Source organism: Rathayibacter sp. AY1F6 (assembly GCF_002932035.1).
GTDB lineage: Bacteria > Actinomycetota > Actinomycetes > Actinomycetales > Microbacteriaceae > Rathayibacter.
Genome location: NZ_PSVD01000011.1, coordinates 22,492 through 42,312, shown reverse-complemented (window position 1 = coordinate 42,312; position 19,821 = coordinate 22,492). Strand labels below are relative to the sequence as shown.

Genomic DNA, 19,821 nt, shown 5'->3' with positions numbered 1-19,821 from the left:
CCGCCCCGACCGCGGGGCACCACCACCGATGAGAAAGGCGCGACGATGCGCATCTTCGACCCGCACATCCACATGACCTCCCGCACCACCGACGACTACCAGGCGATGTTCGACGCCGGCGTCCGCGCGGTCGTCGAACCCTCCTTCTGGCTCGGACAGCCGCGCACGAACGTCGGCTCGTTCACGGACTACTTCGACGCCCTGATCGGCTGGGAGCGCTTCCGCGCCGCGCAGTTCGGCATCCGCCACCACTGCACCATCGGGCTCAACCCGAAGGAGGCGAACGACCCGCGCTGCCGGGCGGTCCTGCCCGAGCTCGACCGCTACCTCGCCAAGGACGGCGTCGTCGCGGTCGGCGAGACCGGCTACGACTCGCTCACCCCCGAGGAGGACCAGGTCTTCCGCCAGCAGCTCGAGCTCGCCGGCGAGCACGGCCTCCCCGCGATGGTGCACACGCCGCACCGCGACAAGGAGTCGGGCACCCGCCGCACCCTCGAGGTCGTCGCCGACTCGGGGCTCGAGCCCGGGCGGGTCCTCGTCGACCACCTCAACGAGGTCACCGTCGACGCGGTCCGCGACTCCGGCTGCTGGATGGGCTTCTCCATCTACCCCGACACGAAGATGGACGAGACCCGCCTGGTGACGCTGGTCGAGCGGATCGGGCTGGACCGCGTGCTGGTCAACTCCGCAGCCGACTGGGGCCGCTCCGACCCGCTCACGACCGCGAAGACCGGCCGCCTCCTCCTCGTCGCCGGCTTCAGCGCGGGCGACGTGGACCGGCTGCTCTGGCAGAACCCGGTCGAGTTCTACGGGCAGAGCGGACGCCTGGACCTCTCGCCCGTCGCGGGCTTCGACGTGCAGGAGTCGGCCGGCCGCACCTTCGAGGGCAACTCCGTGCTCCGGGGCGCGCCGCGCGTGGCGGAGGTCGTGTGATGCACCTCTCCTACTGCACCAACGTCCATCCCGCCGAGGACCTGGCCGGAGTCGTCCGCCAGCTCGACGTCTACGCCGGACCCGCGCGCGTGGCCGCCGGGCTCGCCCTGGTCGGAGTCGGCCTGTGGATCCCGCGTGACCTCGCGGCCCGCCTGGTCGCCAGCGCCGAGGACCGCGCCGTCCTCCGCGCGGCCCTGCAGCGCAACGGCCTGGAGGTGCGCACGCTCAACGCGTTCCCGTACGCCGCGTTCCACGCCGAGGTCGTGAAGCTCGACGTCTACCGCCCCGACTGGACCACGCCGGAGCGCCTGCAGTACACGATCGACTGCGCGCGGATCCTGGCCGACCTGCTGCCCGCCGGCGCCGACGGCAGCATCTCGACGCTGCCGCTGGGCTGGCGCGAGGGCTGGGGGCGGGAGCAGGACGAGGCCGCCTGCCGGAACCTCGCCCGGCTCGTCGAGGAGCTGCGCGACCTGCGCCGCTCCACGGGCCACGCGATCCGCCTGGCGATCGAGCCCGAGCCCGGCTGCATCCTCGACACCGTGGACGACGTCGTCGACTGGCTGCACCCGCGCATCGGAGTGGTCGACCCGGCGTACGTGGGCGTGTGCCTCGACACCTGCCACCTCGCCGTCTCCTTCGCCGACCCGGCCTCGGCCGTCCGCCGCATCCGCGACGCGGGCCTGCGCGTGGTCAAGGTGCAGGCCTCGGCCGCGCTCCACCTGGAGGACCCCTCGGGCCGCGCCGCGCTCACCCCGTTCGTCGAGAAGCGCTACCTGCACCAGACCCGCGAGAACGGGATCGACGGAGTGCTCCGCGTCGACGACCTGCCTGAGGCGCTGGACACGCTCCCCGGCACCGGCCCGTGGCGCGTGCACTTCCACGTGCCGCTGCACCACCGGCCGGAGGCGCCGCTCTCGGCAACCACGGCCGTCCTGGCGGAGGCGGTCTCGGCGGTCGACGCCGCCTGGCCGTACGACGAGATCCACCTCGACGTCGAGACCTACACCTGGTCGGTGCTCGCCGACGCCCCGAGCGACCTCTCGACGGGCATCGGCGCCGAGCTCGCCTGGGCGGCCGCGCACCTGCTCACGCCCGCCTCCCGAGAGGCGCTGCTGGCGCCCCTCCTCCCGCAGGCGGCGGCGCTGTGAGGCCCGTGCTGCTGCTCGACGTGGTCGGGCTGACCTCGACGGCGCTCGCCGACATGCCCCGCCTCTCGCGGCTGGCCCGCGCGGGCGGGCGCCTGCCGCTGGACACGGTCCTGCCCGCGGTCACCTGCAGCGTGCAGTCGACCATGCTCACCGGCTCGATGCCCGCGCAGCACGGGATCGTCGGCAACGGCTGGTACTTCCGCGACCTCGGCGAGGTGCACCTGTGGCGCCAGCACAACCGCCTGGTCACGGGGGAGAAGGTCTGGGAGACCGCGCGCCGGCTGAGCGGGGAGCCGTACCGCGCGGCCAACATCGGCTGGTGGTACGCGATGGGGGCGACGACCGACGTCACCGTCACTCCGCGCCCGATCTACCACGCCGACGGCCGCAAGTCGCCGGACGCGTACGTGCGCCCGCCGGCGCTGCACGACGAGCTGGTCTCGCGCTTCGGCGCCTTCCCGCTGTTCCAGTACTGGGGGCCGACCGCGTCGCTCCGCTCGACCCAGTGGATGGTCGACGCGACCCGGCATGTGCTGGCGGGCGACGGCTCCGGCCCGCCCGAGCTGACCACGGCGTACCTGCCGCACCTCGACTACGACCTCCAGCGCTTCGGTCCGGACTCGCCCGAGGCGCGCCGGGCCGCGTCGGAGCTCGACGTGGTGCTCGCTCCGCTGCTCGACGACGCGGAGGCGCTGGGCGCGTCGGTGATCGTGGTCGCCGAGTACGGGATCGCCGACGCCGACACCCCGGTCGACGTGAACCGGGCGCTCCGCCGCGAGGGCCTGCTCGAGGTCTACGTGCAGGACGGCCGCGAGCAGCTGGACCCGTGGACGTCGCGCGCGTTCGCCGTCGCCGACCACCAGGTCGCCCACGTCTACGTGCAGGACGCGGCGGACCTGCCGCGGGTGCGCTCGATCCTCGAGGGGCTCGACGGCGTCGACGAGGTGCTCGACCGGGAGGCGCAGGCCCGCTACGGCCTCGACCACGAGCGCTCGGGCGAGTTCGTCGTGGTCGCCCGGCCGGGGGCGTGGTTCACCTACTACTACTGGCTCGACGACGACCGCGCGCCCGACTTCGCCCGCGGCGTCGACATCCACCGCAAGCCCGGCTACGACCCGGCCGAGCTCTTCTTCGACCCGGCCGACCCGCTGGTGAAGGCGAAGGCGGCGGGCAACCTCGCCAAGAAGGCGCTGGGGCTGCGCTACGCGATGAACCTGGTGCCGCTGGACGCGTCGCTCGTGCGCGGCACGCACGGGAGGCTGCCGTCCTCATCGGCCGACACCCCGCTCGTGCTGGCCTCGGACGCGGACCTGCTGCCGGCCGGAGCCGCGTCGCTCCCGGCCACCGCGGTGCGCGACCTGGTGCTCGCGGCGCACGGGCCGGCCCTCGCGAAGGAGGCGTCGGCGCTCGCGCGCTGAGGGAGGGGACGCCCGGCGGCCCGTGCGCGGGCCGTCGGGTGTCGGGGGCTCAGCCGGGGTCGCCGCGGACCGACGCGAGCTCAGGCGAGCTCGCCGCGGACCGCAGCGGGCTCAGGTCCTCGCCGCGGACCCAGCCGGGCGGCCGGGCGGCTCAGCGCGGCACGAGCCCGGTGAGCCGCGCCGTCAGCCGCTCGACGGGACCCGCACCGAGGAACCGCCACCACAGCACGGCGGCCGCGCACAGCCCGAGCACGAGGGCGAGAGCGGCGAGCGGAGTGTCGGCGGAGTAGCCGAGGCCCGCCCGCGCGAGCGCCGCGACGAGAGCCACCTGCAGCACGTAGACCGAGAGCGCGAGCGTGCCGATCGCCCGGAGCGGCACCAGCAGCCGCTGGACAGCGGGGGAGCGCGACGTGGTCGACAGCACCACCGCGACGTAGGCCAGGAGCACGAGCCCGAGGTCGTGCAGGGTGTCCGGGAGGCTGCCGGAGGGCGACTCCACGCCGAGCAGGAGCGCGACCAGCGGCCGCACCGGATACGCGACGACCGCGAGCACCGGCAGCAGCCGGTCCCGCTGCGCGCCGTGCCGCAGCAGCAGGGCTCCGAGGAGGAAGAAGGGGAGCAGGTTGGTCGCGCGGTAGCTCGGCCCGCTGAAGAGCCAGAGGGCGAGCGGAGAGCCGGATGCGGCGGCGGCGACCGCGGCGTTCACGGGCCCGGCGGCGAGCGCGAGCACAGCGGCCAGCGCGGCGATCGTCCGGGAGCGGAGGAGCAGCAGCGGCGTGCCGAGCACGAGCACGACGCCGAGGTACTGCAGCACGATCGCGATCCAGCTGCCCCAGGTCTCGAGCCAGACGCCGAGCGCCACGAGCACCGCGCTGCGGATCGCGTTCCGCAGCAGCACCCGCCCTGGCGAGGCACCGGGCCGCGCGAGCACCAGGGCCGCCGACATCCCCATCACCAGCGCGAACAGCGGCGACGCGAGATCGTTGACGTTCCACGCCAGGAACCCGACGACCCCCGTGCGGGCGCTCGGCACGAGCGGCATCGCGTGCGCGACGAGCATGGCCGCCACCGCCACTCCGCGCAGCACGTCGGGGGCGACCAGTCGGTCGTGCCGGAGTCGCGGAGCCGTCGCAGTCATCCCGCGAGAGTAGGCGCGCCCCCGCCGCCGCGCCCCGCGCGAGCGCACCTCGCGCCACCGGCCGTCCGCCGGGCCGTCCGCCGGGCCGTCGGCCGGGGCGCCACCCGCTCCGCCGACGTGCGCTGCTGTCCGCTCCCCTCCGTCGGCCGGGGCCTCCGGCCGCCCGCTCCCAGCCGTCGCTGACCGGCCGCGGCGCCGCCCGCCCCGCCCGCGTGCGCTGCTGTCCGCTCCCCTCCGTCGGCCCGGCCTCCGGCCGCCCGCTCCGATCCGTCGCTGACGGCCCGTTCCGTCCTCCCGCACGGGCCGTTCGTGACGGATCGACGCCCGGCGCCCTCCGGCAGGCCCGCGCTCGCTCCGCATGCGGCGCCCAGTCGCGCCCGGCCCGCTCCGATCCGTCGCGGACGGCCCGTTCCGCCCTCACGCACGGGCCGTTCGTGACGGATCGACGCCCGGCGCCCTCCGGCAGGCCCGCGCTCGCTCCGCATGCGGCGCCCAGGCGCGCCCGGCCCGCTCCGATCCGTCGCGGACGGCCCGTCCTGCGCTCCTCCGCAGGCCGTGAGCGACGGATCAGCGCCCGCCCGCGCCGCCGCCTCGCGCGGATCCCCGCCGCAATGCCCCGTCCGTGCCCTCGGCCTGCTCCGATGCGGCACGAACGGCTCCTTCCGTCCTCCCGAAGCGACCGGCCGTGACCCCTCGGCGCCCGTTCGTCCGCACGCGCGCCCGCGCCGCCGCCTCGCGCTGGGCGCAGGATGTCCCGGCCGTGCCCCCGGCCCGCTCCGATGCGTCGAGAACGGTCCCCTCCACCCGTCGGAAGCAACCGTTCGTGACCCCTCGACGCCCGCTCGTCCGCACGCGCGCCCGCGCCGCCGCCTCGCGCTCGGCGCCGCCGCGACGTCCCGGCCTCGCCGCGGCCTGCTCCGATGCGTCACGAACGGTCCCTTCCTCCCTTCCGAAGCGACCGTTCGTGACCCTTCGACGACCGTTCGTCCGTACGCGCGCCCGCGCCGCCGCCTCGCGCTCGGCACCGCCGCGACGTCCCGGCCTCGCATCGGCCTGCTCCGATGCGTCACGAACGGTCCCTTCCTCCCTCCCGAAGCGACCGTTCGTGACCCCTCGGCGCCCGCCCGCCCGCGAGCGGCCTGCACTCGGCCCGCACCGAGCACGACCGGGCATGCTGGACGGATGACCGACGCCGCCCCGTCCCCCGACCGCCCGCGCCGTGCCCGCAGCCAGCACGTGCTCACCGTGCTGCGCACCGAGCGCCTCACCGGCCACCTGGTCCGCGTGCACCTCGGCGGCGACGGGCTCGACGCGTTCCTCGCCGAGTCCGACCCCGAGCGCCTCGCCGCGACCGACCGCTACGTGAAGCTCCTGCTCCCGCCGCGCGGCTCCGACCTCCAGCCGCCCTTCGACCTCGACGCGCTCCGGGCGAGCGTCGCCCCCGAGCAGCTGCCCGTGCGCCGCACCTACACCGTCCGCTCGGTCGACCTCGAGCGGCGCTCGATCGCCGTCGACTTCGTCGTGCACGGCGACGAAGGGGTGGCGGGACCGTGGGCGCTCGCCGCGGCTCCCGGCGACCGGATCGCCCTCTCCGCGCCCGGCGGCGCCTGGTCGCCGAGCGCCGACCCCGAGGTCGTGCACCTGCTGCTCGGCGACGACTCCGCTCTGCCGGCGATCGCCTCCGCCCTCGAGGGGATGTCCGCGCACGCGCGCGGCCTGGTCCTGATCGAGGTCGACTCGGCCGCCGACGAGCTCGATCTTCCCGCTCCGGCCGGAGTGGAGGTGCGCTGGCTGCACCGCGGCGGTCTCGAGGCCGGCCGGGCGCTGGTCGTGGCCGTGCGGGCCGAGCCGAGGCCCGAGGGCGTGCTCGAGGTCTTCGCGCACGGCGAGCGCACCGCGATGAAGCAGCTGCGCGCCCTCCTGCAGGACGAGTGGGGCGTGGAGCGCCGGGCGCTCTCGCTCTCGGCCTACTGGGCTCTCGGCCGCGCCGAGGACCGCTTCCAGGCCGAGAAGCGCGAGCCGGTCGGCGCGATCTTCGCCGACTGACGCGGGAGCGCACTCCGTCCGCACACCTCCGGGAAGGGACCAGCCTCGGACCCACCTCTACTCCGGTCCCCACGACCGGACCGTCCGATGGCGGTCCGGCCCTGCGAGCCTCGCGCCCGCCGCCCCGCCGTTCTGCGGGCTGCTCGACCGACACGATGAGGAGAGCCCCCGTGGGAGTGCTGATCTTCGGCGCCTGGCGGCGCCGGATCGAGTTCGAGGACCGGACGCTCGCGAACGTGCGGATCGCCGTGCGCGCGCGGATGGAGCAGGGGCAGCCGTTCCGCTTGACCTGGAGGACGCTGCAGGAGTCGGAGCCGCGCTCGCACGCGATCCTCGTGCAGCCGAACGCGGTGCTGGAATACCGCTTCGATCATCCCCGTCTGCACGCCGTGAACCGCCTCTGGCCGCGCGAGCTCCTCACCCCGCGTCCGGGCGCGACATGGTCGTCGCCGCCGAGCCCGAGCAGGCGCCGCTCCTCGGTGACGACCGTCCGTCCCCGGTTCCCGAGGGAGGGCTCGCGGCCTAGTCGGAGCGGAGCCCCTCAGTGCCGGGCGAGGTCGACCGGGAGCCCGCCCGCGAGGGCGGCGGCGGATCCGAAGAGCAGCGCCCCCACCCCGCCCAGGGCGGTGGCGACGACGGTGTTCAGCACGGCTCCGACGAGCGCGAAGCCCAGCACGTTCGGCAGCGAGAGGATCGCGTCGAGGTCGACCTGATCGCCGACGACCTGCCCGAGGAGCGTGTCGGCCTGGGTGAAGAGCTCCGAGTGCACGAGCAGCGGATGGGCGACCAGGACGGCGACGAGGCCGAGTACCGCGAGCGCGAGGCCGAGCAGGAACGAGAGCTTCACGGCCGACCAGAAGTCGACGTGCACGAGCGTGAGGCGGAGCGGAGCCTGATCGCCGGCCGGCTTCCCGGAGCCGGTCATCGGGCGTCAGCGGCGCGCTGGTCGGCGGCGACGACGTCGACGACGACGAGGGCTGAGGCGGCGGCGAGGGCGAGGGCGCGGTGCACGAGGGTCTCCTGGGGCGGGACGGGCGCCGGGAGCAGAGGCTCGGCGGCGTTCTGCCAGAGTCCCGGGCCGGAGGAGTCCGGTGCGTCGTCCGGGAGTCGCGTCCGGTGCGCCTCGGGGATGACCGCGCGTCCGCTGCTCCCTCCGACAGCCCGCCACCCGCCGAGGGCCCCTCCTCTCCGGCGTGCGGTCGATGCGGATCGCCGCCTGCCGCTCGCAGGACCTCCCCCGCGCGGTGGATCCTGCCCGGACACGGAGCGCCGCGCAGGACGCCGCGGCCACCGCCCCAGCGGGACTCCCGCCGACACGGATGTTGCACCGCCGCCGCAGCCGGACATGTACCTGTGACTCCGCGAAAGGGGAACCATGAGCATCCGCTCCCGAGACGACTTCTCCGAGCTGTACCGCGCCCACTACGACGACCTGCTCCGCTTCGTCCGCCGCCGCGCTCCCGCCGCGACGGTCGACGACATCGACGGCGAGACCTTCCTCGCCGCCTGGCGTCGCAGGCAGGACCTGCCGGAGAACGTGCGGCCCTGGCTGTTCGGCACCGCCCGGCACGCGATCCTCAACGCCGCCCGCGGCGAGAACCGCCGGCAGGCGCCGGCCGTGCGGATCGGGACCCTCGCCCCGGAGGAGCAGGCCGACCCGTCGGTCGGCGACCGCCTCGACCTGGCGAGCGCGTGGAAGCGGCTGCCCCTCGCCGAGCAGGAGGCTCTGGCCCTCCACGTGTGGGAGGACCTCCCGCAGGCCGAGGCGGCGCAGGTGCTCGGCTGCTCCCGGGCCGCCTACGCGATGCGGCTCACCCGCGCGAAGCGGCGGCTGGCGGCGCTGCTCGCCCCCCTCGACTCCACCCTCCTCTCCGGCACGGCAGAACGGACCCTCTCATGACCGACCAGCTCCTCGACCTGCTCCGCGCCCACGACGCCGAGCCCCGCACCCCCCTCACCGCTGCCGAGGCCGCACGTCGGGACGCGCTCCTCGGCGAGATCCTGGTCAGCGAGGACGCGGCCGCTCCCCGTTTCTTCCGCCCCCGCGACTGGGCCGTCGCCGGCGCGGCGACCGTGCTCCTGGCCGCCGCCGCCGCAGCCGCGGTGATCGTCGTGGTCCCGGGTCTCATCCCCGGCACCGGCTCCGTCGGGCTGAACCGCGCGGTGCTCGCCTCCTGGACCGCGATCCCCGAGCGCCTCCTGCCGAGCTCCGAGCTCGGGCAGTCGGCGACGCAGTGGTGTGCGACGAACCTGCAGAGCCCCAACGGCGAGGCCGGGCCGGCGGAGGTCTCGCACCTCGACGCGCGCGGCGACGCCGCCTCGATGATCTACCGCTTCGACGACTCCCTCTACTACTGCCTCAGCGCCGGGAACGGCGCGGGGATGTGGGAGGTGGCGGACGCCGCACCGGTCGGCCCCCTCGCCGCGGACGCCGTCCAGCTCAGCTCGGCCGGAACCTTCGGAGAGGGGGAGGCCGCTCTGATCTACGCGGTCGGCTTCGCGGCCGCGGACGTGGAATCGGTGGTGCTGAACGAGGCCGGCGTCGAGCCGGTCGTCGCGACCCTCGAGGGCGGCTCCTGGACCGCCTGGTGGCCCTCGTCCGACGGTCTCGCCGCCGGGCCCGCCGGCACGGTCACGATCACCACCCGGGACGGCTCGAGCCGCGAGGTCCCCGTCGACTCCCTCTACCGCCCGTGAGCGGGCCGCGGCACTCCCGTTCGGACGGGCCGGAGCAGGAGGGGACGGGTGCGCGCGTCCTGTCCACGCGCTTCACCGACGTCCACTACCTCGACGAGGGACCGGTGAACGGCACTCCGCTCGTGCTCGTGCACGGCTTCCCGGACGTCCCCGCCACCTGGGACGGCGTCCTGGAGCTGCTTCCCCCCGGACTCCGGGTGGTGCGCCCCTTCCTGCGCACCCGCGCCTCCGGTGACGCGCTAGAGCGTCTCCGGCCGCGGACGGTCCGTGCCCACCCCGCGGACGCTCCTGCTGGAGGCCGCGAGGAGCGAGGCGACGAGGACGACCGCGGCGCAGCCGAGCAGGGTGCGGTCGAGCCCGACGAGGTCGGCGAGCGGGCCCACGAGCGCCTCCCCGAGCGGCACGGCGAGGAAGGAGCCGACCATGTCGTAGGAGTAGACCCGGGCGAGCGCCTCGCGGGGGACGTGGGTCTGCAGCGTCTGGTCCCAGGCGATGGCGAAGATCTCGAGCGCGACTCCGCCGAGGGCGAAGGCGAGGAGGAGGGCGGGGAGCGCCGGGAGGATCCCGAGGGCGGCGACCGGGACGGCCGTCACCGACATGAGGGCGACGCCCGCCCCCAGCGCCCGGCGGGGCCGCCAGCGCAGCGCGATCACGGCTCCGACGACCAGACCGACGGTCTGTGCGGCGATCACGAGGCCCCACGCCGCTCGGCCGAAGGACCGGTCGGCGACGACCGGGCCGAGGACCGTGGTCGCGCCGACGAACGCGGCGTTGACGGCGGTGAACTGCGCCACGACGATCCACACCCAGCGCCGGCTCGTGAACTCCCGCCACCCCTCGCGGAGGTCGGCGAGGACGGAGGCGCCCGGGCCCGAGCGCACCGTCCGCGGCAGCCGCACACGGGAGTAGAGGACCGCGGCCAGGGCGAAGCCCGCGGCGTCGACCGCCAGCCCCCACCCGGGACCCACCAGTGCGACGAGCGCGGCCCCGGCCGAGGCGCCGACGATGCTCCCGGCGTTCAGGCCCAGGCGGAGCAGGGCGTTCGCCGGGCGGAGCTCGCCGACCGGCACCGTCTCGGGGACGAGGGCGGCCGCGGCGGGCAGGCTCATCGCCGCGACGGCGCCGTTGAGCACGCTGAGCACGACCAGGGCCAGGACGGTCGCCGTCCCCGTGATCACCGTCACGGCGACCGCGGCCTGAGTGGCCGCCGCCGCGAGCGAGGTGCCGACGAGGATCACGGAGCGGGGGATCCGGTCGGCGAGGACGCCGCCGAGCAGCAGGACGGCGACGTTGGCGAGGGAGCGCGCGGCGACGACGAGTCCGAGGTCCGTCGGCGAGCCCGTCAGGTCCAGCACGGCGAAGGCCAGGGCGATCGGAGCGACGGCGTTGCCGAGGACGCCGGTCGTGCGGGCGGCGAGGAGCCAGCGGAAGGGGCCGTGCGCGAGAGGCCCGTGCGCCAGCGGCCCGCGCCCGTCGCGGGTCACGGCCGGCGGAGCGGGAACATCGCGGTCGTCATCGACACCGGCGCGGTCCCGGGCGTCCTCGGCGGCCGGGCCGCCGCGTGCAGCAGCGCGGACGCCTCCCCGACGTGCCGCACCACCCGCCGCCAGACCTCGGGGTCGACCCAGAGCTCCGCGTCCGTCGAGAGCTGAGGACCGTCCGCCCGGCTCGACGAGCGCCGCCGGAGCTCCTCGATCAGGGCCTCGAGGTGCAGGTCCCGCTCCTCCTCCGGCCCTGCGTCCACGGACGCCGTCACGTCGAAGGGCCTTCCGGAGGCCTCGTGCCGGTACCTCTTCGCCTCGCCGCCCCGCAGGCGCACGGTCTCGACGACGGCCACGAGCCCGGCGCGCTCCAGCACGCGGAAGTGGTAGCTCGCCGTCGCCTGCGACAGCTGCAGCTCGCGGGCGGCCTCCGCGGCGCTCATCGCCGCTCCCGTCACCAGGGACAGCAGGCGGAGGCGGATCGGATGCGCGGTGGCGCGCAGCTCGTCGAGAGAGGACATGCGGCCATGGTGACCGGCGGCTCCCGCACCGTCAAACAGGGCTTTGGGGGTGGGGCGGCGCTCACCGAGCCGCTCCGGTGCACATCGGGCGGCGCTCGCCGGGCCGCTCTGACGAGCGATCCGGAGGGCCCACCGCTCTCCCCAGCGATCAGGGAGCGGGGCCCGGAGTCGTCCTCCGGGCCCCGTCGCTCAGACCTGGGCGGTGCCGCTGTCCTCGACCGGGCCGGACGCGTCCGACTCCTCGGTGATCTCGGTGTCGGTCTCGTCGGCGCGGTCGCGGAGCGCGTCGGCCATCGCGCCGGCGCCCTCGGCTCCGTGGTCGTGCTCGACCTGGTCGATCAGGCCGCCGAGCTTCTCGTCGTTGCTGGCGTCCTCGGCTCCGTCCATCACGGGGCTGTTCTGCTCGTTGTCGCTCATGGCGCTCCTCCTGGGTCGACCGGCCTCTGCGCCGGTGGTCCGACGCTACGCGCGCGGCCCGTGCGGTGCAGGTGATCGACGGGAATCGGCCAGTCCGGTATCGAGCGCTCGATGAGCGTTCCCGACCATCCCCGAGTCGAGCGGATATCGCTTTCCACCCTCCGGAGAAGTGAGCGGATATCGCCTGTCGAATGAGCCCCTATCGCTTTCCGGCGAGGTGAACAGTTCTCTCAGAGAAGTGCCCCTCGGAGACCCTCCCTGCTATGATCGGGCGACTTCTGCACCAGGGACCGGGGGGTCGTTCTCGGCGGACGATCGATCATCCACACGCCTGTTATCTCGATCATCACCAGTGAAGGCGCGTATGGCTTCGTATCTCTTCGTCTGCTCCGGCGGCGGGCATCTCAAGGAGATGTTCGCCCTCTCGGGGCTCCTCGGAGTCGACCCGGAGGAGCAGCACTGGGCGACCGTCGACAGCGCCCTCAGCCGCACCCTCCTCGCCGACCGGCGCGTGACCCACCTCGCCGATCCGCCGCCCCGCGCCGTGGTGCCGGTGCTCCGCAACGCGATGATCGGCCGCTCCCTGCTGGCCCGCGGGTCCTTCGACGCCGTCTTCAGCACCGGCGCCAGCCCCGCCCTCTCCTTCCTGCCGCTCGCGGCCTCGCGCGGAATCCCCGCGCACTACATCGAGAGCGCCGCCCGCGTGCTCGGCCCGTCGATGACCGGTCGGATCCTCGCCCGGGTCCCCGCCGTCTCGACCTACACCCAGTACCGCTCCTGGGCCGACGACCGCTGGAGCTTCGGCGGCTCGATCTTCGACACCTACCGCGTCGAGGACGTCGTCCCGCAGCCGATCCGCCGCGCCGTGGTCTCGGTCGGCACGCAGGACGGCTACCCGTTCCCCCGCTTCTTCGCCGCGCTCGCGCCGCTGCTCGAGGGCGTGGAGGTGCTCTGGCAGACCGGAGCGAACGACGTCTCCGGGCTCGGGATCGACGGCCGCCACTCCGTGCCGCACGACGAGCTCAACGCCGCGATGAAGGCGGCCGACGTCGTCATCGCGCACGGGGGAGTGGGCACCGCGCTCAGCGCCATCGAGCAGGGCCGGGTGCCGATCCTGGTTCCGCGCCGCGCCTCGTTCGGCGAGCACGTCGACGACCACCAGGTGCAGATCGCCACGCGCCTGGCCGACTCCGGCCTCGCGGTCACCGTCGACATCGAGGGCCTCTCCCGCGAGACGCTCGAACTCGCCGCGGCGAGGCGGGTCGTCTCCGCCGATTCCGCCGTGCCCTTCGTGGTGCACGAGACGGCCGAGAAGTCCTCGAGCCTCTCCCGCCGACTCTTCCCCTCCTCCCGCTGATCCCCGCCCGAGCGACCAGACGTGATGAGAACGACATCCACGCGTCATCCGCGGCCCGTACACTCTCGAATGGGTTGGGGGGCCGGACGTCACTTCATGTGCGTCGAATTCGGAATGGTCGGCCGACTCGACACTGATGGCGAAAGCTCCGAAGGATTCTCGATATGACTGACACCCCGCGCGGCCTCTCGCGCCGCCTCCTGCTCGCCGCCTCCGCTGTCGGAGCCGCCGCGACCGCCTCCGCTCTCGTAGCGACCCCGGCGCTCGCCGCGCCGAACTACAGCGTGATCCCGAGGCTCCCGGGCGAGGTCTCGCGCCTCGACACCAAGTTCTCGAAGAGCGGCAGCAAGCCCTACGAGATCATCGATGTGAAGATCGGCGGCGACTCCACCCGCCTCTTCGTCCCGCACTCGGCGAAGCCGAAATCAGGCTCCTCGGTGCCGGTCGCCTGGTTCTACCACGCCAGCGGCAGCAGCTTCAGGGCCCTCGACAAGGCCTACTTCTACTCGGCCGATCCGCTCGTCGACCTGGGCTTCGTCAGCATCTGCCCGGACTTCGGCGGCCCGAGCAACTACACCAACCCCACGGCGCTCGCCGTGCAGACGGCCGCCACAGCCTGGGTGCAGAGCCTCTGGAACGTCCGCGGGAGCTTCCTCCGCTCGAACTCCGGCGGCGGCGCGATGATGTGCTGGGCCTACGCGAAGAAGATGGTGCCGAACATCTACGGGGCCTACCACGCCAGCAGCGTCTTCGACGTCGAGGACCTCGCGGCGCGCGACGACAGCGAGTCGAACCGCGTCCTCGCGGTGTACGGCGGAGACCGGGCGCTGATGCGCGCGACCAATCCCGCCCGTCTGCCGCAGGACGCGTGGAGGGGCATTCGTCTGCGCGTCAGCGCCGGCACGGCCGACCAGCTCGCTCCCGCGGAGCTCCACGGCGGACGCCTCCGCCGCCTCGCGCTCCCCGTCGCCAAGGAGGCGACGATCGCCTACCACAACAGCGCCGGCTACGAGGGCGGCCATGTCGTCCCGGACTTCACCAACAAGGACTCGGTCGGGACCTTCCGCCGCTGGCTCCAGGAGGGCCCCGCCTGATCCGCGGCAGGATCGACGCGACCCCTCCTCCCCGGGGGTCGGCGCCAGGGTCGAGCAGTGGAGGAGGAGGGCACGGCATCGCAGGCGTCCCAGCCGCCGAGAGGCGGCTCGCGAGGGCATCGCGATCCTCATCGAGGCCGACGGGACCACTCCCGTGAGCGCCGCACCGCCCGCCCCCTCCTCCACCACTCCGCTCCGACGCCAGAAGGACTCCCTGACGTGATCGACATCCTCCCGCGACGACTCCTCGTCGGCGCGCTCTTCTCGGTCGCCCTGGTGATCGTCCTCGGGATGGGGTACATCTTCTCGACCCGGGAGCCGGCCACCGGCCTCCTGGTGATCGCCGCCGGAGTCGGCGGCATCGTCGGCGCCTACGTGCTGCTGAGGGTCCCCGCGCACTGGCTGCCGGCGATGGCGCTCGCGTTCTTCGCGCTCGTCCCGACGCCGCTCACCCCCTCGACCCTGACGTTCCGCATGACGCTCTGGGCGGTCATCCTCGTGATCTGGGCGATCCGGCGCGGGCTCGCTCCCGAGCTGTGGCGCGCCCCCGTCAAGGCGTGGACCCGCGAGCTCGTGCTCTCCCCGTGGCGGGCCGTGGTGATCCTCGCGTTCATCGCCCTCATGCTCTGGTCGGCCCTGGCGACGGTGCGCAGCTCCTACGCGACCGAGGGCGTCTCGTGGATGTTCAGCTTCGCGATCTGCGTGGGCGTGCCGATGCTCGTCTTCGACGCCCAGCGCGAGGCCGTGCTGCTGCGCAAGACGTGGGTGATCCTCTCGGGGCTGCTCGCCCTCTACGCCGCCCTCGAGCTGGTCGCGCAGAGCTCCCCGATCCTCGGTGCCGTCTACGGCGCCCTCGGCTACGAGCAGGACCAGCACTGGTCGCTCTACCGCGCCGAGATCACCTTCGGCCACCCGCTGCTCGCCGGCACCTTCCTCACGGTGGGCGCCGGTCTCGCGTTCGGCTCCTGGCTCCAGGGCTCCCGCAAGTCGGACCTGCTGCTGGGCATCCTGGCCTCGGGCGGCGTCGTCGCGACCGTCTCGCGCGGACCGATGGCGGCCATCGCCGTCGCGGTCATCGTCGCGCTCGTCGCCGTGGGCTTCCTCAACCCGAACCGCTCGCTGCTCCGGCCCGGCTCGATCCTGATCGCCGGGCTCGTCGCGGGTGTCGGAGTCCTGAACTTCGAGCCCGTCACCGCCCGCAACAACAACCTCGACGCCTCCATCTCGGCCGGCGCCCGCGACCTCGCGGTGACCGTGTCGCTGAAGGCGGCCGAGCTCACGCACTGGCTCGGCTCCGGAGCGGCGACGTCCGGCATCAGCGGCAGGCGGTTCTCGGACGTCGTCATCGAGAACTCGTTCCTGCAGCTGCTGATCAGCGTCGGCATCCCCGGCCTGCTGCTCTTCGTGATCATGGTGGCCGCGATGTTCGGCGCCACGCTCAGCCGTCGCGACGTCGGCCCCGCGGCCGGCCTGCTCGGCTTCATGGTCTGCCTCGCCGGCTACAACGCCATCGACGCGGTCCGCCCCAGCCACCTGCTCCTGGGCTTCCTCGTCATCATCTGCCTGAACCCGGTGCACGTCCCCGACTTCTCCAAGGGCATCCGGATGCGCCAGCCTCTCGGGGCGCGGATCTTCGACGCGCCGATGGCCGTCGGGATGCGGGGCGACCGGTGAGCCGCCGCTCCCGCCGGAACGACTCGTCGCCGGCCGCGCTCGTCGTCCAGCAGTCGCTCGCGCCGCCGGACTCGACCACGCAGTACGTCGACTCGATCGTCGACGGCCTCGCGCCCGGCGTCGAGCTGCTGTTCTTCTCCTGGCGCAGCGCCCTGCTCGCCGACTACGACGTGCTGCACGTGCACTGGCCCGAGCTGATGATCCGCGGCCGCAGCCCGCTGCACCGCTTCCTGCGCCGCCGCGCCCTCGACGTGCTGCTGGTGCGCCTCGCGCTCCAGCGCATCCCGCTCGTGCGGACGGTGCACAACCTGCACCCGCACGAGCTCGGTCCCGCCGCCGAGCGCCGCTCGCTGGCCCGGGTCGACCGCGCGACCGACCTGTTCGTCCGCCTGAACCCGACGACCGTCGCTCCCGGCCGGGCGCCCGCCGTCACCGTGCTGCACGGCCACTACCGCGACCAGTTCGCGCAGCACCCGCTGCCCGAGCGCGAGCACGGCCGCGTCCTCTACTTCGGCATCATCCGCCCGTACAAGGGCGTCGTCGAGCTGATGGACGTGTTCCGCGGCGTGGAGGACGACTCCCTCTCCCTGCACGTTGTCGGCAGCCCCAGCACGGGCCAGCGCGAGCTGGTCGAGGAGCGGGCCGCCCGCGACACCCGGGTGCGCACCACGCTCCGCCGGGTCGACGACGCCGAGATGGTCGACGAGATCGGCCGGGCCGAGCTGATCGTCCTGCCCTACCGCGAGATGCACAACTCCGGCTCGATCCTGGTCGCCCTCTCGCTCGGCCGGCCGATCCTGGTGCCGCGCACGCCCACCAACACGGCCCTGGCCGAGGAGGTCGGCAGCGACTGGGTGATCGAATACGACGGCGAGCTCACGCCCGAGCTGATCACCTCCGCCCTCGAGCGCACGCGGACCCGTCCGCCGGAGGGGCTCCCCGCCCTCTCCGGTCGGGACTGGGACGTGCTCGGACTCCAGCTCAAGAAGGCCTACGAGGGCGCGATCGCCACCAAGAAGGGCTCGACCCGATGACCGGGACCACGCAGAAGCCGTCACCGAGCCTCAGCCGCTCGGCGAGCCGCGGCGCCGCCGTCACCATCGGCGGGCAGGCGATCCGCATCGCCGTCCAGCTGGGCGGCATCGTCATCCTCGCGCGCCTGCTCTCGCCGGCCGACTACGGCCTGCTCGCGATGGTCACGGCGATCATCGGCATCGGCGAGATCTTCCGCGACTTCGGCCTCTCCTCCGCCGCCATCCAGGCGAAGGAGATCACGCCGGGCCAGAAGAGCAACCTGTTCTGGATGAACTCGGGCATCGGCCTCACCCTCACCCTGGTGGTCATCGCGGCCTCCTGGCCGATCGCCGCCCTCTACGGCGACGACCGGCTCCAGCTGCTGACCGTCGTGCTCTCCTCGACGTTCCTCCTCAACGGAATCTCGACGCAGTTCCGCGCCGACCTCGCCCGTCACCTCCGCTTCGTGAAGATCACCCTGGTCGACATCGTCGCCCAGGTGCTGGGCCTCGTGGTCGGCGTGCTGATGGCGCTCGGCGGCGCCGGCTACTGGGCGCTGGCCGGGAGCCAGATCGTGCAGCCGCTCATCAGCGTGCTGATGCTGGTCTTCATCACGGGCTGGCGTCCCGGCCGCTACCGCCGCGGCGAGGCGATGGGCCACTTCCTCCGCTACGGAGGCGGGGTCTTCGCGACCCAGGCGCTGACCTACGTGAGCAAGAACGTCGACTCCGTCATCATCGGCGCGCGCTTCGGCCCGGTCGACCTCGGCCTCTACAACCGCGCGTTCCAGCTGATGATGCTGCCGCTGCAGCAGTTGAACTCTCCGGTGCAGCGCGTGGCACTGCCCGTGCTGTCCAAGCTGCAGGACGAGCGCGAGCGGTTCCGCACGTTCATCCTCTTCGGCCAGTCGGCGATGCTGACGGCGATGGGCCTCGTGCTCGCCGTCCTCGGCTCCCAGTCCGACTCGGTCATCCGGATCCTGGTGGGGGAGCGCTGGCTCGCCTCGGTCCCGATCTTCCAGATCCTGCTCGTGGCCGGGTTCTTCCAGGCCACGGCGTACTGCTCCAACTGGGTGTTCCTCGCCAAGGGCCTCGTGCGCCAGAGCGTCTGGTACAGCCTGGCGACCCGCCCGCTGATGGTCGTCCTGATCCTGCTCGGCTCCAACTGGGGAGTGACGGGCGTCGCGGTCGCGTACGCCGGCTCGCTCGCCCTCACCTGGCCGACCGCGCTGATCTGGATCGGCCGCACCTCCGATGCCCCCGTCCGCGAGATGTTCACCAACGGCCTCCGCAGCGGCATCACGTTCGGCTCGATCACGGTGGGCGCCTACTTCTCCACCGTCTGGATCGCCGCCGACCAGCCCGTCCTCCGCCTCCTCGTGGGCGGCGCCGCCGTCCTGGTCGGGGTCGGGCTCTGGATGCTGATCCTCCCCGCGTTCCGCCGCCAGATCCTCAGCCTCGCCGACCTGCGCCGCCACTTCCGCCGCAGCCGCCCGGCCGCCGCTCCGGCCCCGGCCACGGTCGATGCCATCAGCCCCACCGGCGACAGCGCGCTGGTCGACGGAGCCGTCACGGCCGGCATCCCCGACTCCGAGCGGCCTCCCGCCGCCGTTCCTCCCACCGAAAGAGATCGATGAAACTCAAGCTCGGCGTCGTCAAGTCCTGGAAGAAGGACTTCGTCACGACGACCCGCCTGCCCGCCCGACGCGACGCGGCGGTGCTCCGCGCCGCCCTCGCGGACCTCCGACCCGAGCCCGAGTCTCACCTCGTGATCGCCGCTCCCGGCAGCGGCAACATCGGCGACCAGGCCATGCTGGAGGCGTTCCTCGAGAACACCACCGGCCCCGTCGTGGTCGTCCAGCGCTACGCCGGCGACGTCGTGATCCCCGAGGAGCAGGCCGACCGGGTCGAGGTCGTCGAGCTCCCGCACCTGGTCTACGGAGTGGGCGACGCGCACGCCGCCGATCTCCGCGCCTACGCCGCGCTGATCCGCCGCGCCCGCTCGGTCTCGGTCGTCGGCGCCGACATGATGGACGGCAAGTACAGCCTCCGCGGCTCGGTCCGCCGCTCCCTGCTCGCGCAGGCCGCCGCCGAGGCAGGGGTGCCCACGCGCGTCCTCGGCTTCTCCTGGAACGCGGCGGCCCGCCTCGCCGCCCGCCGCTCCCTGATCGCCGCCTCCCGCGCCGGCGTCGTCCCGATGCTCCGCGACCCGCTCTCGGCGGAGCGCGCCCGGAGCATCGGCGTGCAGCGCGTCGAGGAGGTCACGGACATCGTCTTCTCGGCGCGCACCCGCGACCGCAGCTTCCGCGAGGGGCTGGGACTGCCCGAGGGCGTCCCCTTCGCGCTCGTGAACGCGAGCGCCCTCGTCGCCGGCATGGTCGACCAGGTGCCGGAGTACGAGCGCATCGTCGACCGCCTGCGCGCGGCCGGCGTTCACGTCGTGCTCCTCCCGCACGTCTCCCGCCCCATCGGCGACGACAAGGTGGCCGTCCGCGCGGTCGCCGAGCGCGTGGGAACCGAGGGCGTCACCGTCGTCGACCGCGTGCTCATGCCCGCCGAGATCCGCGGCCTCGCCGAGGACGCCCTGCTGACCGTCACCGGGCGGATGCACCTCGCGATCATGTCGCTCTCGCTCGGCGTCCCCGCGATCACCCTCGCCACCCAGGGCAAGGTCGAGGGCATCATGCGCCTCATCGGCCTGCCGCAGCTGTGCGTCGAGCCGGTCCCCGGCTTCGCCGACCGCGTCCTCCCGGTGATCGACCGCATCCTCGCGGAGCCGGGCGACGGCGGCGTGCGCGCCACCATCGACGCGGCCATGCCCGAGGTGCGCCGCCTCTCGGCGCTCAACACCCGCGGCCTCGGCGCGGAGGTCGTGCGATGA

General features: G+C 73.8%; 17 protein-coding genes. 12 read left to right on the top strand and 5 right to left on the bottom strand.

Annotated elements, in window-relative coordinates:
- Positions 1–45: 45 nt before the first annotated feature.
- Genes C5C44_RS10650 through C5C44_RS10640 form a run of 3 tightly spaced genes read left to right on the top strand, consistent with a single transcriptional unit; the run spans position 46 to position 3,502 of the window.
- Positions 46–933: a TatD family hydrolase gene (locus C5C44_RS10650; RefSeq protein ID WP_104222466.1), complete on the top strand. Its 888-nt coding sequence runs from the start codon at positions 46–48 to the stop codon at positions 931–933.
- Positions 933–2,084, top strand: a complete 1,152-nt coding sequence (gene eboE, locus C5C44_RS10645; protein ID WP_104226604.1) for a metabolite traffic protein EboE — start codon at positions 933–935, stop codon at positions 2,082–2,084. The genes C5C44_RS10650 and eboE overlap by 1 nt, the downstream gene beginning before the upstream one ends.
- Positions 2,081–3,502, top strand: a complete 1,422-nt coding sequence (locus C5C44_RS10640) for an alkaline phosphatase family protein (protein WP_104267455.1) — start codon at positions 2,081–2,083, stop codon at positions 3,500–3,502. Before eboE ends, C5C44_RS10640 begins: the two co-directional genes overlap by 4 nt.
- Before the next feature lie 151 nt (positions 3,503–3,653).
- On the opposite strand, the gene C5C44_RS10635 is transcribed toward C5C44_RS10640, so the two are convergent.
- Positions 3,654–4,640, bottom strand: coding sequence for a DUF418 domain-containing protein (locus C5C44_RS10635; RefSeq protein WP_181132810.1), 987 nt, complete (start codon positions 4,638–4,640; stop codon positions 3,654–3,656).
- A 1,182-nt stretch (positions 4,641–5,822) separates the two neighbouring features.
- On the opposite strand from C5C44_RS10635, the gene C5C44_RS10630 reads away from it, so the two are divergent.
- Entirely contained in the window at positions 5,823–6,686 is an 864-nt protein-coding gene (locus tag C5C44_RS10630) for a siderophore-interacting protein (protein WP_104335827.1), read from the top strand.
- Between the two features lie 541 nt (positions 6,687–7,227).
- Here the strand turns inward: C5C44_RS10630 and C5C44_RS10625 are convergent.
- The gene (locus C5C44_RS10625) at positions 7,228–7,611 is read right to left on the bottom strand and encodes a DUF3566 domain-containing protein (protein ID WP_104267451.1); all 384 of its coding nucleotides are present in this window, start codon (positions 7,609–7,611) and stop codon (positions 7,228–7,230) included.
- A 450-nt stretch (positions 7,612–8,061) separates the two neighbouring features.
- Between C5C44_RS10625 and C5C44_RS10620 the strand changes: the two genes are divergently transcribed.
- Both C5C44_RS10620 and C5C44_RS10615 read left to right on the top strand, forming a co-directional pair.
- The gene (locus C5C44_RS10620; protein WP_104335826.1) at positions 8,062–8,586 is read left to right on the top strand and encodes an RNA polymerase sigma factor; all 525 of its coding nucleotides are present in this window, start codon (positions 8,062–8,064) and stop codon (positions 8,584–8,586) included.
- Positions 8,583–9,383 carry a hypothetical protein gene (locus C5C44_RS10615; RefSeq protein ID WP_104335825.1) on the top strand — a complete coding sequence of 267 codons (801 nt, stop codon included), beginning with the start codon at positions 8,583–8,585 and terminating at the stop codon, positions 9,381–9,383. The genes C5C44_RS10620 and C5C44_RS10615 overlap by 4 nt, the downstream gene beginning before the upstream one ends.
- A gap of 239 nt (positions 9,384–9,622) precedes the next feature.
- Here the strand turns inward: C5C44_RS10615 and C5C44_RS10610 are convergent, their stop codons facing one another.
- The 3 genes from C5C44_RS10610 to C5C44_RS10600 form a co-directional block, all read right to left on the bottom strand.
- A complete protein-coding gene (locus C5C44_RS10610; protein ID WP_258066717.1) occupies positions 9,623–10,867 on the bottom strand; it encodes an MFS transporter in 1,245 nt (414 codons plus the stop codon).
- The gene (locus tag C5C44_RS10605; protein WP_104222473.1) at positions 10,864–11,385 is read right to left on the bottom strand and encodes a helix-turn-helix domain-containing protein; all 522 of its coding nucleotides are present in this window, start codon (positions 11,383–11,385) and stop codon (positions 10,864–10,866) included. The genes C5C44_RS10610 and C5C44_RS10605 overlap by 4 nt, the downstream gene beginning before the upstream one ends.
- A gap of 189 nt (positions 11,386–11,574) precedes the next feature.
- Positions 11,575–11,802 (bottom strand): hypothetical protein, encoded by a 228-nt coding sequence (locus tag C5C44_RS10600; RefSeq protein ID WP_104222474.1) that lies wholly within the window; start codon positions 11,800–11,802, stop codon positions 11,575–11,577.
- A gap of 364 nt (positions 11,803–12,166) precedes the next feature.
- On the opposite strand from C5C44_RS10600, the gene C5C44_RS10595 reads away from it, so the two are divergent.
- The 6 genes from C5C44_RS10595 (at position 12,167) to C5C44_RS10570 (ending at position 19,821) form a co-directional block, all read left to right on the top strand.
- Entirely contained in the window at positions 12,167–13,159 is a 993-nt protein-coding gene (locus tag C5C44_RS10595; RefSeq protein ID WP_104324895.1) for a glycosyltransferase, read from the top strand.
- A gap of 164 nt (positions 13,160–13,323) precedes the next feature.
- Positions 13,324–14,253 (top strand): S9 family peptidase, encoded by a 930-nt coding sequence (locus tag C5C44_RS10590; RefSeq protein WP_104335824.1) that lies wholly within the window; start codon positions 13,324–13,326, stop codon positions 14,251–14,253.
- Positions 14,254–14,472: 219 nt separating this feature from the next.
- Positions 14,473–15,927 carry an O-antigen ligase gene (locus C5C44_RS10585; RefSeq protein ID WP_104222477.1) on the top strand — a complete coding sequence of 485 codons (1,455 nt, stop codon included), beginning with the start codon at positions 14,473–14,475 and terminating at the stop codon, positions 15,925–15,927.
- Positions 15,924–16,961 carry a glycosyltransferase gene (locus tag C5C44_RS10580; protein WP_104222478.1) on the top strand — a complete coding sequence of 346 codons (1,038 nt, stop codon included), beginning with the start codon at positions 15,924–15,926 and terminating at the stop codon, positions 16,959–16,961. Before C5C44_RS10585 ends, C5C44_RS10580 begins: the two co-directional genes overlap by 4 nt.
- A complete protein-coding gene (locus tag C5C44_RS10575; protein ID WP_104222479.1) occupies positions 16,958–18,577 on the top strand; it encodes a lipopolysaccharide biosynthesis protein in 1,620 nt (539 codons plus the stop codon). The genes C5C44_RS10580 and C5C44_RS10575 overlap by 4 nt, the downstream gene beginning before the upstream one ends.
- A complete protein-coding gene (locus tag C5C44_RS10570; protein ID WP_104222480.1) occupies positions 18,574–19,821 on the top strand; it encodes a polysaccharide pyruvyl transferase family protein in 1,248 nt (415 codons plus the stop codon). Before C5C44_RS10575 ends, C5C44_RS10570 begins: the two co-directional genes overlap by 4 nt.

What these genes read in the sequence shown, in the direction of transcription:
- C5C44_RS10615 (WP_104335825.1), top strand. Translation starts at nt 8,583, where the DNA reads ATGACCGACCAGCTCCTCGACCTGCTCCGCGCCCACGACGCCGAGCCC.
- eboE (WP_104226604.1), top strand. Translation starts at nt 933, where the DNA reads ATGCACCTCTCCTACTGCACCAACGTCCATCCCGCCGAGGACCTGGCC.
- C5C44_RS10575 (WP_104222479.1), top strand. Translation starts at nt 16,958, where the DNA reads ATGACCGGGACCACGCAGAAGCCGTCACCGAGCCTCAGCCGCTCGGCG.
- C5C44_RS10620 (WP_104335826.1), top strand. Translation starts at nt 8,062, where the DNA reads ATGAGCATCCGCTCCCGAGACGACTTCTCCGAGCTGTACCGCGCCCAC.
- C5C44_RS10595 (WP_104324895.1), top strand. Translation starts at nt 12,167, where the DNA reads ATGGCTTCGTATCTCTTCGTCTGCTCCGGCGGCGGGCATCTCAAGGAG.
- C5C44_RS10570 (WP_104222480.1), top strand. Translation starts at nt 18,574, where the DNA reads ATGAAACTCAAGCTCGGCGTCGTCAAGTCCTGGAAGAAGGACTTCGTC.
- C5C44_RS10630 (WP_104335827.1), top strand. Translation starts at nt 5,823, where the DNA reads ATGACCGACGCCGCCCCGTCCCCCGACCGCCCGCGCCGTGCCCGCAGC.
- C5C44_RS10600 (WP_104222474.1), bottom strand. Translation starts at nt 11,802, where the DNA reads ATGAGCGACAACGAGCAGAACAGCCCCGTGATGGACGGAGCCGAGGAC.
- C5C44_RS10635 (WP_181132810.1), bottom strand. Translation starts at nt 4,640, where the DNA reads ATGACTGCGACGGCTCCGCGACTCCGGCACGACCGACTGGTCGCCCCC.
- C5C44_RS10590 (WP_104335824.1), top strand. Translation starts at nt 13,324, where the DNA reads ATGACTGACACCCCGCGCGGCCTCTCGCGCCGCCTCCTGCTCGCCGCC.
- C5C44_RS10625 (WP_104267451.1), bottom strand. Translation starts at nt 7,611, where the DNA reads ATGACCGGCTCCGGGAAGCCGGCCGGCGATCAGGCTCCGCTCCGCCTC.
- C5C44_RS10605 (WP_104222473.1), bottom strand. Translation starts at nt 11,385, where the DNA reads ATGTCCTCTCTCGACGAGCTGCGCGCCACCGCGCATCCGATCCGCCTC.
- C5C44_RS10650 (WP_104222466.1), top strand. Translation starts at nt 46, where the DNA reads ATGCGCATCTTCGACCCGCACATCCACATGACCTCCCGCACCACCGAC.